This is a genomic window from Flavobacterium sp. J372, assembly GCF_024699965.1.
Lineage (GTDB): Bacteria > Bacteroidota > Bacteroidia > Flavobacteriales > Flavobacteriaceae > Flavobacterium.
In genome coordinates, this window is the sequence record NZ_JAJOMZ010000004.1 from 2,157,388 (window position 1) to 2,171,223 (window position 13,836).

At 47.7% G+C, this 13,836-nt stretch carries 14 protein-coding genes and 1 pseudogene; 11 read left to right on the forward strand and 4 right to left on the reverse strand.

What is annotated here, in order from left to right; genetic code table 11:
• Positions 1-37 precede the first annotated feature (37 nt).
• Positions 38-2,095 carry an AAA family ATPase gene (locus tag LRS05_RS10660; protein ID WP_257868316.1) on the forward strand — a complete coding sequence of 686 codons (2,058 nt, stop codon included), beginning with the start codon at positions 38-40 and terminating at the stop codon, positions 2,093-2,095.
• A 146-nt stretch (positions 2,096-2,241) separates the two neighbouring features.
• Here the strand turns inward: LRS05_RS10660 and LRS05_RS10665 are convergent, their stop codons facing one another.
• The 3 genes and pseudogenes from LRS05_RS10665 to LRS05_RS17655 form a co-directional block, all read right to left on the reverse strand.
• Positions 2,242-3,549: a DUF6602 domain-containing protein gene (locus tag LRS05_RS10665; RefSeq protein WP_257868317.1), complete on the reverse strand. Its 1,308-nt coding sequence runs from the start codon at positions 3,547-3,549 to the stop codon at positions 2,242-2,244.
• Positions 3,550-3,577: 28 nt separating this feature from the next.
• Positions 3,578-7,252 (reverse strand): hypothetical protein, encoded by a 3,675-nt coding sequence (locus tag LRS05_RS10670; RefSeq protein WP_257868318.1) that lies wholly within the window; start codon positions 7,250-7,252, stop codon positions 3,578-3,580.
• A gap of 3 nt (positions 7,253-7,255) precedes the next feature.
• Positions 7,256-7,321: pseudogene (locus LRS05_RS17655) on the reverse strand (SEC-C metal-binding domain-containing protein); the annotation flags it as partial.
• Positions 7,322-7,632: 311 nt separating this feature from the next.
• Here LRS05_RS17655 and LRS05_RS10675 point away from each other — a divergent pair.
• The 10 genes from LRS05_RS10675 to LRS05_RS10720 all read left to right on the forward strand — a co-directional run bounded on the left by LRS05_RS10675 (position 7,633) and on the right by LRS05_RS10720 (position 13,187).
• The gene (locus tag LRS05_RS10675; protein ID WP_257868319.1) at positions 7,633-8,055 is read left to right on the forward strand and encodes a single-stranded DNA-binding protein; all 423 of its coding nucleotides are present in this window, start codon (positions 7,633-7,635) and stop codon (positions 8,053-8,055) included.
• 38 nt (positions 8,056-8,093) lie between these two features.
• Positions 8,094-9,137, forward strand: coding sequence for a DUF932 domain-containing protein (locus tag LRS05_RS10680; RefSeq protein WP_257868320.1), 1,044 nt, complete (start codon positions 8,094-8,096; stop codon positions 9,135-9,137).
• A 49-nt stretch (positions 9,138-9,186) separates the two neighbouring features.
• A complete protein-coding gene (locus LRS05_RS10685; RefSeq protein WP_257868321.1) occupies positions 9,187-9,585 on the forward strand; it encodes a hypothetical protein in 399 nt (132 codons plus the stop codon).
• On the forward strand, positions 9,582-9,764 hold the full coding sequence (locus tag LRS05_RS10690; RefSeq protein WP_257868322.1) for a hypothetical protein: 183 nt from the start codon (positions 9,582-9,584) through the stop codon (positions 9,762-9,764). Before LRS05_RS10685 ends, LRS05_RS10690 begins: the two co-directional genes overlap by 4 nt.
• Before the next feature lie 35 nt (positions 9,765-9,799).
• Positions 9,800-10,393, forward strand: coding sequence for a PRTRC system protein E (locus tag LRS05_RS10695; RefSeq protein WP_257868323.1), 594 nt, complete (start codon positions 9,800-9,802; stop codon positions 10,391-10,393).
• Positions 10,350-10,550, forward strand: coding sequence for a PRTRC system protein C (locus LRS05_RS10700; protein ID WP_374707771.1), 201 nt, complete (start codon positions 10,350-10,352; stop codon positions 10,548-10,550). The genes LRS05_RS10695 and LRS05_RS10700 overlap by 44 nt, the downstream gene beginning before the upstream one ends.
• A 16-nt stretch (positions 10,551-10,566) precedes the next feature.
• Positions 10,567-10,740, forward strand: coding sequence for a hypothetical protein (locus LRS05_RS10705; protein ID WP_257868325.1), 174 nt, complete (start codon positions 10,567-10,569; stop codon positions 10,738-10,740).
• 203 nt (positions 10,741-10,943) lie between these two features.
• Entirely contained in the window at positions 10,944-11,726 is a 783-nt protein-coding gene (locus tag LRS05_RS10710) for a hypothetical protein (protein WP_257868326.1), read from the forward strand.
• Positions 11,713-12,417, forward strand: coding sequence for a prokaryotic E2 ligase family D protein (locus LRS05_RS10715; protein ID WP_257868327.1), 705 nt, complete (start codon positions 11,713-11,715; stop codon positions 12,415-12,417). The genes LRS05_RS10710 and LRS05_RS10715 overlap by 14 nt, the downstream gene beginning before the upstream one ends.
• A complete protein-coding gene (locus LRS05_RS10720) occupies positions 12,414-13,187 on the forward strand; it encodes a PRTRC system ThiF family protein (RefSeq protein WP_257868328.1) in 774 nt (257 codons plus the stop codon). The genes LRS05_RS10715 and LRS05_RS10720 overlap by 4 nt, the downstream gene beginning before the upstream one ends.
• 165 nt (positions 13,188-13,352) lie before the next feature.
• Here the strand turns inward: LRS05_RS10720 and LRS05_RS10725 are convergent, their stop codons facing one another.
• Positions 13,353-13,730, reverse strand: a complete 378-nt coding sequence (locus LRS05_RS10725; protein WP_257868329.1) for a hypothetical protein — start codon at positions 13,728-13,730, stop codon at positions 13,353-13,355.
• Between the last annotated feature and the right edge of the window lie 106 nt (positions 13,731-13,836).

A 13,836-nucleotide genomic window follows, 5' to 3' on the forward strand; every position in this document is an offset into this window, starting at 1 on the left:
GGACCTTACGGTTTCGCTTCCTTTCACTTTCCTGGGGATGAAAAATATTTATGTCGCTCTGAAATATGAAGTCCCTGCTTCCAAAAACACTTTTACGGCAAGCCTAAGGGCAATACAGGTCGTGGATAAATCTGATCAAAGTATTGTATTCTCCTTTACCTACAGGGATGCCACAGACCAGGAAAAACAAGATCATAGGGCTATTTTCGATGCTGAGATGACCGAGTATGAAGCACAGAAAGGAGAGACTACTGACTTGATGACCGCATTCATCAATGGTAATAGCCGTTGGCTCATACCTCCCCATCAAAATCCACTGGAAGGCTATATTGAGTGGTCTATGAACCTTGAAAAGCTAAAATCCTATTTGTCGAAACTCAGAAATTTTTACCTCTTGTATATTGAAAACAAAGGAAAGTGGATTGGTTTAGACAAGATTGATGATCGTGCCCACGATATATTCTTTATACCTTCTGTTTTGGTAAATTCTTTCACTAAGGATATTGGGCCGGAATCCTGGAATGACTTCATTGACAATGTCATTGGAGACCTAAAAAAAATTGAAGGCAAGGAGAAAATTGGACAAGATGCCTTCGAGTCGGATGAATATTTTTTGCCCCGTCCCGAAATTGAGGAGGTACTCTACTGGGAAACCTTAAAAATTTTCAAAAGCAAATTAGTATGGAATATTACTGATGATGAAGGGGCTAATCATTCCATTATGGCGAACAGTTTTGAGAGTAGCTGGAAAGCTTTAGCGCAACGGATTAGTACAATAAGCTATGTTTCAAACATAAAAGAGGAAAATGCCAGGATTTATAATGCTAATGTAAATTCGCCTTTTATAAATCTTCTGAAAGAATACAGCAACCTGGGCTATAAGGAAACAGACTTCATCCGAAAATATTTGAAGATATTTGATATAGGTAACGATATCAAAATTGATTATGATCCTAAATACCAGTTGATAAAGGTTATCATAGTTACATTCGATGGTATCGAAAGGGAACTTATTGATTTTGGATATGGCATAAAACAGTTGATACTTATTTTGATCCAGATCAGTATTCTGGCACAGAAGAGTAAAGACTTAAGGCAGGAATATGATGAAGAATACGGCGAGGTTTTTAACGATTATTATGCCCCGGGTATTTTGCTTATCGAGGAGCCGGAATCTAACCTTCACCCTAAATGGCAATCGGTTATGGCAACAATGTTCGCTGAGGCCAACAGCGAATTCAAAATTCAGCTCATCGTTGAAACGCACAGTGAATACCTGATCAGGAAGCTACAGAATTTAGTAGCTGATGGTGAGTTAAAACCACAAAGCGTTAAAATATTCTATCTCAGAAACCTTCATAAGATTGAAGTGGGAAAGGGGCAGGTCGAAAGCCTGTTTATCCAGGATGACGGCAGTATCGATTATACTATGTTTGACAGCGGTTTTTTTGATGAAAGCACTAATTTGGAATTCAGCTTGCTGAATATCCGCCGTGAAAATTTCATAAAGGAATTTGAAGATTTAAAACAAAATAATGACGACAACGTAGATAAAATTGCCGAACTGCAGCAGAAAGTTGATGCCTACACCGACAAGGTAGACCTAAATGCATATAGCCTAACGATTCATAGGCGATTTGACACCTCTAAGCTATCACCCGTAAGCGTCAAGTACCTTGTATCAGGCCAATACCTTTTAAGCAACATCAGTGCAGGAGATGATTTTTCGCCGGTAATCCTCCAGTACGGAAGGACTATTGAGAATGAGCTCCTAAAACTCTTTAACCGGGTTGATTCAAACGGGAACTGGTCTATTGGCAAAATGCAGGCGGCAATGGAACATGCACTTTCACGTAGAGTAATTTTGCGAGGAGCCTTAAATGATGTAACAACTGCACAACGTACCGCTTTGGGAACGCAGCTCCGCAGTACATTTGTTAACCATACAAATTTAAAGGTAGGTTTACTTGACCGCTTGCGAAAAAGACGTAATGAATCCGGACATCCGGGGCATACCAAAACACGGCAAGACGCTGTGGACTACATCCGTGATGCTAACGACTTTCTGGATAAGTGGATTGGTGAAATGCGGTAAAAATAGTATTAAGCAATCTATAGCGATGGCCCTATAATCAAGGTAGAATCGTGCAAGTATTCTTTTTGATACTGATATCACGATACATAATGGCATACCTTATTCAGTTACATTGAAATTAATGGGTCAGCGCTATTACTTATAGTCTAAGGCTTGGCAGCATTTTTTTTTATTTCTTCCTGTACCCATGTGCTAAGCCTTCCACTTTTATTTTCAGCGGCGTAAATTTTTCCGTTGGGCAGGATAACGCATTGGCACTTATCGATCAGCAATTTCAATTTTTGATTTTCCTCAAACACCAACCCGGTATTTTTCAATGATGTAATAAAATGATCGAGGCTATCGTAATTACCCTCCATTACAAATTCCTCTATGTTATCATCGGAACCAAGATCAATTTCACCATTTCTGCAGAGCTCAGCAATGATGACGTGCTGCTTCTCGTCAATCTCAACCGGTAACCATTTTGAATACGCTAAATCCGCCTTAAAAAATTCCTCACCTGGAGAAAAAGCATGATAATGCCATCCCTTGTGTCCCTGCAATTCACCATAGGTAGCATCCATAAAGGCATTCACCTGTTCAACCACCAGGTCATCACCGAATATTTCCGGATCAATACTTTCAAATCTGTATGTCAGCCTGGTCCATAGGACCTCCAGAAAAAATTTCGCAGCATCACGCGATGAACTGGTATAAAATGGCCAGGACCCGTCTTCAAATAGTGGTGCAGCGAAAGGCATTCCATTTTGTTTGTGCATTGTAAACCTATTGCAAATGATGAGATTTGGAAAATTATGCGGACCATAATGCCCTATTATATTTGATACATCAGTTGTGATATTTTCAGCAAGATGCGAATACAGCGATTCCCTGAAATTACGCTCACTGGCAAATCCGTTAAACCCCCAAACAATTCTCGCCGGCAGTAATGCATCAGCACGCAAAGATTGGTATATTGCCTTTTCAGCATCATTTAAGGTACTATAGCTTGTGATGTCTTTGCGGCAGATTGACCGGAACCCATCACGTAGCAACCTGACCATGTAAGGCTCGAGATCCCGATTCTCGTAATAGTCCAATATCAACTTCAAGTTACCATAACTCTCCTTCATATCAGCCGAATACAAATTCTTTTTTACCCCGATTATAGCAATTACCTGATCCGGCCTGCAAACGTATCTGTCGCTATACGGCAATTTGGATGCCTGTCCTTCAATAAGCATAACATCAAATTCCGTTGGGCAGCCCTCTATGAAACTATTGGTTACAACTTGTAAGTCAAGCGATGTAAAAATCGACTTATTCAGAATTTCTTGTGTCAGCCCTTCGTACATTGTGCCAATGGTTACAGGATGTGTGATGTTTTCATCTATAATCGCCTGCTCGATTTCGTTCATTCCTTGCGGGATAAATTTTGTTAGCAGGTCTGCTAATGTGTTTATCTGGATCATATCTGTAAAATTCAGTTTAAATTTTCAGCTACATTCCATCCTGAAATAATAGCTTAACATCTCTTTTGAGCTCAGGAAAAGCAAGTATCGGCATCGGAAGTGCTCCCGCCCTGATGTACGGCGTTGGAATTACCTGAGAAGATACCATAAGCGATTTTACTTTCACAGTGCCCTCCGCTTTAAATAATCCCTGAAGTTGTCCTGTGTTGGCTGTTAGCCATTGGTGTCTCTCCAGATGCTTATGCACCATGCCTTCTTTACCATCCCTGCCAAGATACCTGTCCATTTCTGTCTTCATTTCATGTATATTCTTGGCCTGCGTAGTATTTTTGCATTCGATGCTAAAGACCACACCTGTGGGCTCATGAAGGGCAAGCACATCGACATCGCCGTAAGGCTTATCGGTGTTCAGTGTTCCTCCTGGAGACATATCGACTTCATGGCTGATTACAATGAAATCAGGCTGCGCTGATAGCCATTCATATACGATCCTTCGAAAACGGTCGCCCCTTTCTTTGGTATACGACCCTAAAAGCGCATTGATCTCTTTCTTGCCATTATTAAGCCTGGCTCCTTCAAGAAGGCTGTTTAATTGGTGTTCCGCACCGCTTGCTGCCCGGAATCCCCATGTAAGAAGCGGCTCTCCGGATTTGTCATGATGCCTTATCAGGAAACGACGCAACAGGCTAAACTCACGATTGTACTTCCACGGAAAAACCTCGTTGTTTTGGAATCCCTCCGGTGCCTTCAGATAAGATTCTCGTGGGGAAAGGCTTAGCCGTTCAATGCCACACATAATTTCAGACTCTGGTATTTGTGTCTTTTCAAGCAGTTTTGAAATGAAATCTTTTTCAGGCATTGTAATCACAGATGTCTCCGCTTCAATGCAGAATACTACAGCAAAATGAAACAACAGGTGCATATGGCTCCAACTGATTCCCCAATCGGCCAAAAACGCTTTATCATGCCGGGCAACGGTTTCCAGCACTTCTTCAGAAGGTTCGCCACTTGGGGGAACGTATATCTCAAATTTGTCAGCAAAATTATCAATTTTTCTATCAATTTCTGCCTTTGTATTGGCAATCCCATACGGCGCAATTTTTTCTGAAAATAATAGGGACGTAAAACCTATCCTGCCCGACGGCAATAAACCTACTTCCGGGTCATCCATCTTAAAATGCACTGCATCACTCATCATTCCAAAATTGGTAATCTCATGCATTATTGCCAAGAGCCTGTCTACATCATCAAGCCCGGCGCGCTGTGTACCTTTACTTGGTACGGCAGCAAGATATTCAACAAGGTTTCGAAGCGATACGGAGGTTCTTGTAACTTTTGCCTGTTCAGCGTGAATCTTATCGACTTTATTTTCCAAATCCCCAAAGCAAATTAGTTGAGCCGGGGTGATTGTATGGTCATAATCCCGCTTCTGCACAATTGCTTCATGAAGGTTCAGCAGTAGGGTAAGCAACAATGCATTATCAAATTTACCAGCCTCTTCAGCCAGCTTTTCCAAAAGTACGGATGTTGCTGTATTAAAGAGTGCGCGCTTATCCTCTCCCGAGTCAATTTTTTCAGCTATGGGCATCTTTGCAGCAATTAGTCCCGGAAGCTCATCCATAAGCAATTCAGTCTCGGCATCCTCCATCAGAAATGCAGGCAGAAGCCAGCGCCTGTCTATCATTATATCTTGTTGGCTGTCAGATATCAAAATCATCTTAGCTGGTCCGAGCGGCATGTGACTGTCCAGCAGTTCTTCAATTTGGCGATCGTCTATTGCAACGCCTTCCAGTTCGTTGAAGGTTTTCAGGATATGGCTCATCATCCTCCTTTCACCCTCATTGGTCGGCCCGCTGAAAGAAAGTAGTGATGAAGCAGGTATTCCGATAGTGAGGATATAATTGTTGTAGCCGACAGTATAATCATCCTTATTTCGGTCGGCCATTTCACTAAATGTCAATAGTTTAAAAATATCCTCATGTAGCTGTATCCGCACTTCCAGCGGAAAATCCAGTCCTGGATCAAGCAGCATCCTCAGGGATGGCTCCATTTTGTACAGCCAAAAACCAATTGCATTTGTAAAAAGTCTTAACGTCCCGGCCATTGAATCGTTTCTTATCTGCCTGCTGACGAACCAAATTGGATTCCTATAAAGGTCCAATGCTTCTATAAAATATCCGACATGCTTATAGGGCTTGTATATTGGAGCATAATCAGCGCAGGATACTACCGGAAAGTATCCCATAACGCCTTTACTCAGAGCAGGTAGTGCCTTGAAGTTTTCCTGTCTTTTAGCATGCTTAATTAATTCAGCGCCTTCGTTAGTACCTGTTATCATAAAATCAGGCGTACGCTCATCGGAGAAATAAAAACTGGAACTCTTTTGTTTGTAGAGGCTATATAGCTCAAGGGTTCCCGCCATACTTTGTGTCTTTCTCAAAAAGATATCCAGCGCTTTGGCAAACTTCCATAGGCTTAGGCTTTCCCAATCCTCCCCTTTTGAAAGGTTTACAAAGTCATGGATGTTAAACGGCAAGCGATATTCTCGTTCGCCGGGTTTTTCAATACTGCCGAGATAGAAGCGTCCGCACGAATCGTATAGATGCAATACTAAGAACTCGTAATCCTCAAACCCTGGCTTTGCCTTAAGTTCTGCCATGACAGCTGCAATTCGTTCAGGAATTTTATCGGATACGCTGACAGCTTCGGGATTTTTCCAGTAGTCATCCAGACTCACCGGGCTGTCAAGCACAACATATGCGATACGATTTGTATCAAATTGCAGGATCGCTTCTGTAAGATTTGCTATTTTACTGCCGCTAATGGCAATATCCGTCAGTGCCCATCCCATTTGCCTACAGCATTCAAGAAAATGCCCCCAAGATTCAGCACGGTAGGCATCCAAAACCGGTTCCTGACAATTAAATTTCCTCGCCGCCCTTAAAATAAACTCATTAAGGCTGTTGAGTTGGTTGGATGGCAATACGAAGTAATACTTGCCATCGTACTGAATTATGGGATAAAATAGCAGAGGTGAATCCATTCCGCTTTGTTCAATGGAAGCCTTCCTTTCTTCCGTCAGGACAAAGTCTTTTACAATCCTGATATCGATACCGAGGCTACTACAAATAGTTTGAAGATCCTCATAAGCAATACCGTAATCATTGCCATCGGGCCCGAGTGATAATAATCCGTCCCCCTCTTCCGATTGCATGTAGCTTGTTAGGCCAGCTTGATTTGCGTACAGGTCAGCCAGATATAAAAGCAAAGTTACGCCGTGAAGGATTCCTTGGATGAATGCAGGTGGGAGTGCAATACCGCTATTAAAAATTACCTGCGTGAGTTGCCTGAAAATTTCATTGCTATGGTTAGCTATTCCCGGGAACACAATATTATTACCATGGTAAAAGACAGCGTTTTCCGTAAAAAAACCGCCCGGAGGGTCTTCATTATAATCAAAGGAATGTTCGCTGTCCAGGAAGCTTTTTAGTTCTTTTCTGTCCACATCTTTCCCAGGGCCTAAAGTCTGTAACGCTATATCTGCCAAGGCTTCAATCCTCATGTTCTTACCATGATTTTCAGCTACAAGCTGAAGGCCTATTATCTCGTTTAACACATCATGCGAATCATGTATGACAAAAAAGCTTTCAGTCAACGATACTGCGGACTGATGCTCTCTTTCGTGTTCAGGTAGTTTTTCCACATTGTGGCATTTTTTATTTTTTAAGCCTGATCCACAGGGACAAGGATCATTTCTTCCTATTTTTTTCATGGGGATGTAAAAAGCTAAAAGTAAAAAAATTCGCTCAGCCTGCAATACGTGAAATTACCTGTTTCATAGTGTAAGACACATTTCCAATGCGAAAACGGCTTAAAAGGGCAGCTAAGTTAGCGGGCGACGTGCGCTGCATGCGCATAATGGCCCCGCAATCGCGTGCCCACCCTTCGGGACTTATAGCACTCCGCGCCCTTACCGCCCGCTTTCAACTGGCTTTCTTTTTTTCCGTTTTTTCTTTTGGAAAATGTTATGCGGGATTTGAGGGAGCAGATGGGATTGAATGTCGAATTAAAAACTTTTACATCATGGAGATTACAGGAAGGTTGACAGGGGATGCGGTAGTGCGCAGCCTGTCAGAAGACAGGAAAGTAGTGAACTTTTCGGTGGCGGTCAACGACAGCTACAAGACAAAGAACGGCGAGCGGGTTACGCAGACCGAGTTTTTCGATTGCTCGTACTGGTTGGGCACAGGGATAGCCCCGTACCTGACCAAGGGCAAGATTGTGGAACTCTCGGGGCGTGTGAGCGTACGGGCATGGATTGACGGGGGCGGTCAGGCTAAGGCAGGGCTGAACTTCCACACAGCGAAGATAACGCTGCACGGCGGTGGGCAGGCTGTCGCAAATGAAGGCACGGGAAAACCACAGGAAGCGAAAGCGGCGGCGATGGAAGTGAATGCCGAAGTGGTACAGGGCAAGGAAGAGGAACACGATGACCTGCCTTTCTGAACAGAACGTATTGTGTTTAATTTTTAAATCAGAACATCATGGCACATAACCTGAATTTCAACGAACGTACGCAGGAATATTCTTTTTTCAGCGTGAAGCAGCCTGCATGGCACAGCCTTGGGCAGGTAGTGCAGGATTACCCGACCTCCCGCGAGGCGATAGCCTTTGCAGGGTTGGATTACCAAGTGGTAAAAGCCCCGCTTTTTGCCAAGACCGCCGAGGCGGGTGTTGATTTTGCCGTACCCGACCAGTACGCCACCCTGCGCACCGATACCAATGCCGTTTTCGGTGTGGTGGGCAAAGACTACCAAATCGTGCAGAATTCCGATGCCTTCGCTTTCTTCGATGCCATCGTGGGCGGCGGGGACGGCATCCTGTACGAGACCGCAGGGGCTATCGGGCAGGGCGAACGCATCTTCATCACGGCAAAGCTGCCCGGCTATATCCGCGTGGGCAACGGAGACGATGTGACGGAAAAGTACATTTTCCTGACGACCTCGCACGATGGCTCGGGAAGCATTACAGCCGCCTTTACCCCTATCCGTATCGTATGCCAAAACACCCTGAACGCCGCAATGCGCTCGATGTCCAATGTGGTGCGCATACGCCATACCGCAGGGGCAAAAGAACGCTTGGAGCAGGCTCACAGGGTCATGGGCTTGGCGGACACCCTTGGCGTTCAGCTTGAAAATGTATTCAACCAGTGGGCTAAAGTCAGGATTGAGGATAAGGAAGTCAAAAAACTGATACAGTTGGCACTATGCCCCAATACAGAAACCTACAACCTTTTGAAAAAAGGTGCGGAAGCGGAACTCTCAAGCGTATTCAAAAATGCCTGTGATGCCGCTTTCGGTTATGCGATGGCGAGCGAGGCGCAGCAGCTGCCCACCACTAAGGGGACAGTATTCGGGGCATACAATGCCGTGACGGGCTACTACCAAAACGTGCGCAATTTCAAGAGCGACACCGACAAGATGAAATCACTCTACCTCGGCGGCAAGGGGCAGGCACGGGCGCAGAAAGCCTTTGACCTCTGTACCGCGTTTGCCAAAAGCGGGGCGGCTGCCCTGCACCTGAACTGATGTTTAACCGCAGTCCCCGCCTTTGCGGGTCTGCACAAATCCTATAATTATGAAACCACTTCAAAGCATGAATAACGTGGACAAGGGCAAGCTGCTCGCAAGCCTTTTCCCTGAACATCTGAAGGGCATACTGGACAGCCTGACCGCAGGGTATGCTTTCCTGACAGCGAATGAGGAAGCCCTGCGCAGCACATGGGACAATGAACTGCTGACCTTCGACTTTTGGTACGTGCAGGCAGCAGAAGTTGCCAATACCGTAAACAGGCACAGCCGCGCACTGACCAAAAGCAGCAGCCTTTTTGCCGACCAGTTGTTTGACGGGTACAATGCCATCTTTACCATTGACTGCATCGTAAAGCAGGCGGCGGCATTGCCTCCCCTGCCCGAAAACCAACGCTACGGGCTTGCCGTGCAGCTGCTGTTTAACCATTACACCGCAATGCCATGAGCCGCCTGACCGATATAACCGAACAGGCAGCCATCAGGGTCATTGAGGATATACTCACCCGCTTTGAGGATTTGGATGGTTTGGGCGTAAGTGCCGAAGATGCCTTTGAAATCCGCAAGGCGGAAAACCTTTTGAGGGCGGTTGCCGAGAGCAGCCCCCATTACACGAAACGTAAATAACACGATTATGGCAATGACTAATTTTTTTCAGCCAGGTGGCAGCCCTCAAGTTCGAGGGTTGCCTGAACCTGACCCTAAAGAAGGAGGGCGAGCAGCTGACCGTGTCGGTACTGCTGCAAAACCCTGCCTGCGGGGACAATGCCAAAAGGCACATACCCCCGCTTATCCTGAAAGGTACGCCCAAGGAACTGGGCGAAGGCTTCTTTCCCAATATCGCCGAGCCTGTACAGGCTACCTCGCAGGTACTCGTCAATATGGAGCAGTTCCTAAAAGGACAGGAAGAAGCTAAGAAGCAATCCGCACTCGAGAAGAAGAAAGCGGAAAAGACCGAAAAACCTGCCACGCAAGACCCCAAGGAAAAGAAATACCTTGAGGCGATGGCGCAGGTGGACAAACTGGAGCAGGAGGGCAAATTTAAGGAGGCATGGAGCAAAGTGCCGCAACCGTCCGACTATCCCGACCGCGCCGAGGCACTGCGCGAGCGCAGGGCAAGCCTTTCCAAGCAGTTCGCCCCCGACCTGTTCGGCGGGGAACAGCCACAGAACGTAGCACCTAATACCCAAGAAGATGATAACAGCACAACTGATGCCGAGGCTGTTCCTGATGAAGGACAAGGGGCAGGAGATTGAACTCGCCGACCCCGACAGCAACTGGAGCGTGGACGCGGTAATGCAGTTCTACGCCAATACCTACCCGATACTCACGACCGCAAAAGTCAGCGGCCCTGTGATTGATAACGATGCGGTGCAGTACCGCTTTGAGGGCATGATGGGAACGAAAGGATAAATTAAGAATATGGACTATGCAACAGCACATCGCAGGGCAGCTACGGCTGCCCAAAAGCAAAAGGCAGCAACTGCTCCACCAAAGCGCGGGGCAGTTCCTGCTCGGGCTAAACCGCAGGCGGGATGCCGCCGAGGTGCAGCGCGACAGGATGCAGGCAGCCCCTGCGGGGCTGCTGCCTATGGTTTTCTGAAATGCCGCTTCCTGCCCCACTATACGGGCGAGGGCAAAGCAGCAGCACCGCAGCAGGAAACGGATTTCTTTGGGTCGCTTGCGCTGCTGTGCGACCACTATGGCATCCGCCCGATGGACACCCGACACCTTGGCTACCCCTACAGCCGCGAGGTCGCCCTGTGGGATGCGCAGCGGAAGCTGCGCACTGCCTGCGAGCAGGGCGTGGAGATTGGCACAGTAGAAAACGCGGGGAGGCTATACCTTACGGCAACCGAAAATTACCGTACAGGCAACACGCTTTACTACATCCCTGTCGTGCCGCTGCACCGCCTTATGCGCTCCCGCACCACCCGAAAGGGCGCACAGCTGCTGCTCGGGGTCTGCGCCTACCTCTACCATGTGGCAGGCGTGCCGTTCTACCGTGATGAGGATAGCTACCTTTCTTGGCAATATGACATGATTGGGCAATGGGTTGAGGATGACCCCGAAGGATGGGAACAGGAACACTATTGGCAAAACCGTTCACAGCTGCACGAAGCTACCCACATCGGGAATGTGATGCTGCGCAGGCTAAAGCATGGGTTTCATCCTGTGAGGCTCTCCGCAGCTGCTGATGCCTTTCTGCCGCCCGACCTGTTCGGCAGCAGCTGCCTTGACCTTGCGACCGATGCCCTTCAACTGTGGCGGGATTATCCCGAGGCGCACCTGTGGTGGCATGCCGATACGAGCATATTGCCCGACCCTGACGATTACGATGGTGCGGAATGCATCACGATGGAAAAGTACATCGGCTTCTGCGCCGATACGGCAGGGTGGCTCTACACTACCCTCGCCGAATGCGTGAACAACGAGTTCAACGAATGCAGCGACATACAGGAACCCGTGCTGCACCGCACCTTTGACGGAAACGCGCAGGACGACAGCCTCGACTTTGAATGCAGGCTATTCCGCCTGATAAATAACCTGTGCGAACTGCTAAACGACACCGACAATGGAAACAGCTGACACCCTCTACCACCCCACTGCAGCACTCGTGCTGTTCAAGCCCGAAGGAAGCGATACCGATTTGTATATCGAGTACTATGATATGGACGTAAACGGCGTTCCCGTGAACCCCCGTCCCCTGACGGTGCGGCAGGCGCAGGGGCTGTCAAAAGCCCTTGACACCTCCAAAGAAGTGGCAAAGGCATTCCTCAAGCCAAAGGGCATCGTGCCATCCAAGGTGCTGCACTTTAACCCTGCTGAAAACGGCAGCGCAGTATGGTACACCAAGCCAATGTGCCAAAAGCTGTATTTCTCGCAGCACCTTGGGCTGCCGAGCGGAAAGGTCACCCTGCCTGCCTTGGTGTGGGCAGCAAACAGGCAGCAGCTGCATATCTATGCACTTAAAGGCAAAGGCAAGCCACGGCTCTCCACTCCCCTTTTCCACGCCCCATTCCTAAACCTGTACCATAACGGGAACGTGTGCATGGGCAATGTCGATGTACGGATTTCAAAGGCGGCTTCGCTTGAGGATTTTATGGCGGGATGGGAAGGGTATTTTTTCGGGAGTTATTTCAGCCACCTTATCAACACGCATAATCCCATCAAGGGCGACCTTATCGCCCTTTATAGCCAACTTATGAAAACGGAAGAAGCTTTCCCTGTGGAAGAACTTCTGCCTGTCGGTAAAAACCTTCAACAACTATTGCGATGAAAACGAAAGCGCACTTCATAGCCCCCGAACTTTTGAACCCAACCAACCCCATAGAGGTATGCCTTATCGGGGCAGGCGGCACAGGTTCGCAGGTGCTGACGGGCTTGGCACGGATGAGCCACAGCCTTATTGCCCTCGGGCATGCAGGCTTTCAGGTAAGCCTTTGGGACGATGATGTAGTAACCGAAGCCAATCTCGGCAGGCAGCTGTTCGCCGCAAGCGAATTGGGGCTGCCCAAGGCTTCCGCACTGGCAACGCGCTGCAACCGTTTCTTCGGCACGGGATGGAAAGCGGTCTGTAAGCCGTTCGGGAAGGCTGACAACCAACGGGCAACGATTTATATCTCCTGCGTGGACAGCGCGACAGCGCGGTTCGGGATTGCGGACGTTTTGAAAGGAATGGGCAGCGAACGCCGCTACAGTGATGTGCCAAGGTACTGGATGGATTTTGGGAATGGCAGGGAAAACGGTCAGGTCATACTCTCGACCATCGGGGATATAGAACAGCCTACTTCGGGAAAGTTTGAAACGGTGGGCAGCCTGCCATTCGTGACGGATGAATTTACGGAAATGCTATTACAGGCTGACATCGATGACCTGCCGAGTTGCTCGCTTGCCGAGGCTCTTGAAAAGCAGGATTTGTTTGTCAATTCTACATTGGCGCAGATGGGCTGCTCCCTGCTGTGGCAACTGTTCCGCAACTGCATCACCACGCAACGGGGGCTGTTTTTGAATGTTGCAGGCTTCAGGGCAGCACCGCTGCCCGTTTGAGGCGCGCGGCGCGCCGCGCAAAACCTTCACGGGGTATTGTGCGGCGCTGACTGCCCCAACCTCAGGAATGCTTTGGGTAATATTTATAGGGGGCAGCAACTATAGCTGCCCCCTTGCTGTGCTGTGATGCTCCCATGCTCACAACGCAACATTTCTGTTAAGTTCCTACCATGTAAGAGTGAGTTCACAGTTGCCTGTATTGTCCAGGGAAGTTGCTGCGTAGTGCGATGCCTGGGTGCTGCTGAGCAGGAGGCAGGCATCGGCAGGCAGCTTTTCCGAACCGGGGTGAATAATCCTGATCGTAACGGGACGTCTTGCAAGCAATGCAGCACCCAGGCTCCACGAAAAAATGGTACGGGCATGCTCACTGATATCGCGGAGGTATTCGAGATGGCCTACCGCGAGCTCGAAATTTTCAGACAAGTAAGCAATCGGGTCAGTCGCGAAAGCGCTAACCTCCAGCGTAAGCTTTGCATCGTCCAAAGCATAAAGCTTTGCGGTGTAGGACATCACACCCTCGGCTGTAAACATAAACTTTTCCATTGGCTTAAAAAAAGGAGCTGTAAAGTTAACCGCACCTTTGAAGTGAACATTGATAAAAACAGTCAAAAAATTGCAAGAACCACGCAAGTTTAATGGCAACATAAAA

What these genes read in the sequence shown, in the direction of transcription:
- LRS05_RS10665 (WP_257868317.1), bottom strand. Translation starts at nt 3,549, where the DNA reads ATGATCCAGATAAACACATTAGCAGACCTGCTAACAAAATTTATCCCG.
- LRS05_RS10690 (WP_257868322.1), top strand. Translation starts at nt 9,582, where the DNA reads ATGAGCCGCCTGACCGATATAACCGAACAGGCAGCCATCAGGGTCATT.
- LRS05_RS10675 (WP_257868319.1), top strand. Translation starts at nt 7,633, where the DNA reads ATGGAGATTACAGGAAGGTTGACAGGGGATGCGGTAGTGCGCAGCCTG.
- LRS05_RS10715 (WP_257868327.1), top strand. Translation starts at nt 11,713, where the DNA reads ATGGAAACAGCTGACACCCTCTACCACCCCACTGCAGCACTCGTGCTG.
- LRS05_RS10660 (WP_257868316.1), top strand. Translation starts at nt 38, where the DNA reads ATGAAAAATATTTATGTCGCTCTGAAATATGAAGTCCCTGCTTCCAAA.
- LRS05_RS10725 (WP_257868329.1), bottom strand. Translation starts at nt 13,730, where the DNA reads ATGGAAAAGTTTATGTTTACAGCCGAGGGTGTGATGTCCTACACCGCA.
- LRS05_RS10685 (WP_257868321.1), top strand. Translation starts at nt 9,187, where the DNA reads ATGAAACCACTTCAAAGCATGAATAACGTGGACAAGGGCAAGCTGCTC.
- LRS05_RS10700 (WP_374707771.1), top strand. Translation starts at nt 10,350, where the DNA reads ATGCCGAGGCTGTTCCTGATGAAGGACAAGGGGCAGGAGATTGAACTC.
- LRS05_RS10720 (WP_257868328.1), top strand. Translation starts at nt 12,414, where the DNA reads ATGAAAACGAAAGCGCACTTCATAGCCCCCGAACTTTTGAACCCAACC.
- LRS05_RS10680 (WP_257868320.1), top strand. Translation starts at nt 8,094, where the DNA reads ATGGCACATAACCTGAATTTCAACGAACGTACGCAGGAATATTCTTTT.
- LRS05_RS10705 (WP_257868325.1), top strand. Translation starts at nt 10,567, where the DNA reads ATGCAACAGCACATCGCAGGGCAGCTACGGCTGCCCAAAAGCAAAAGG.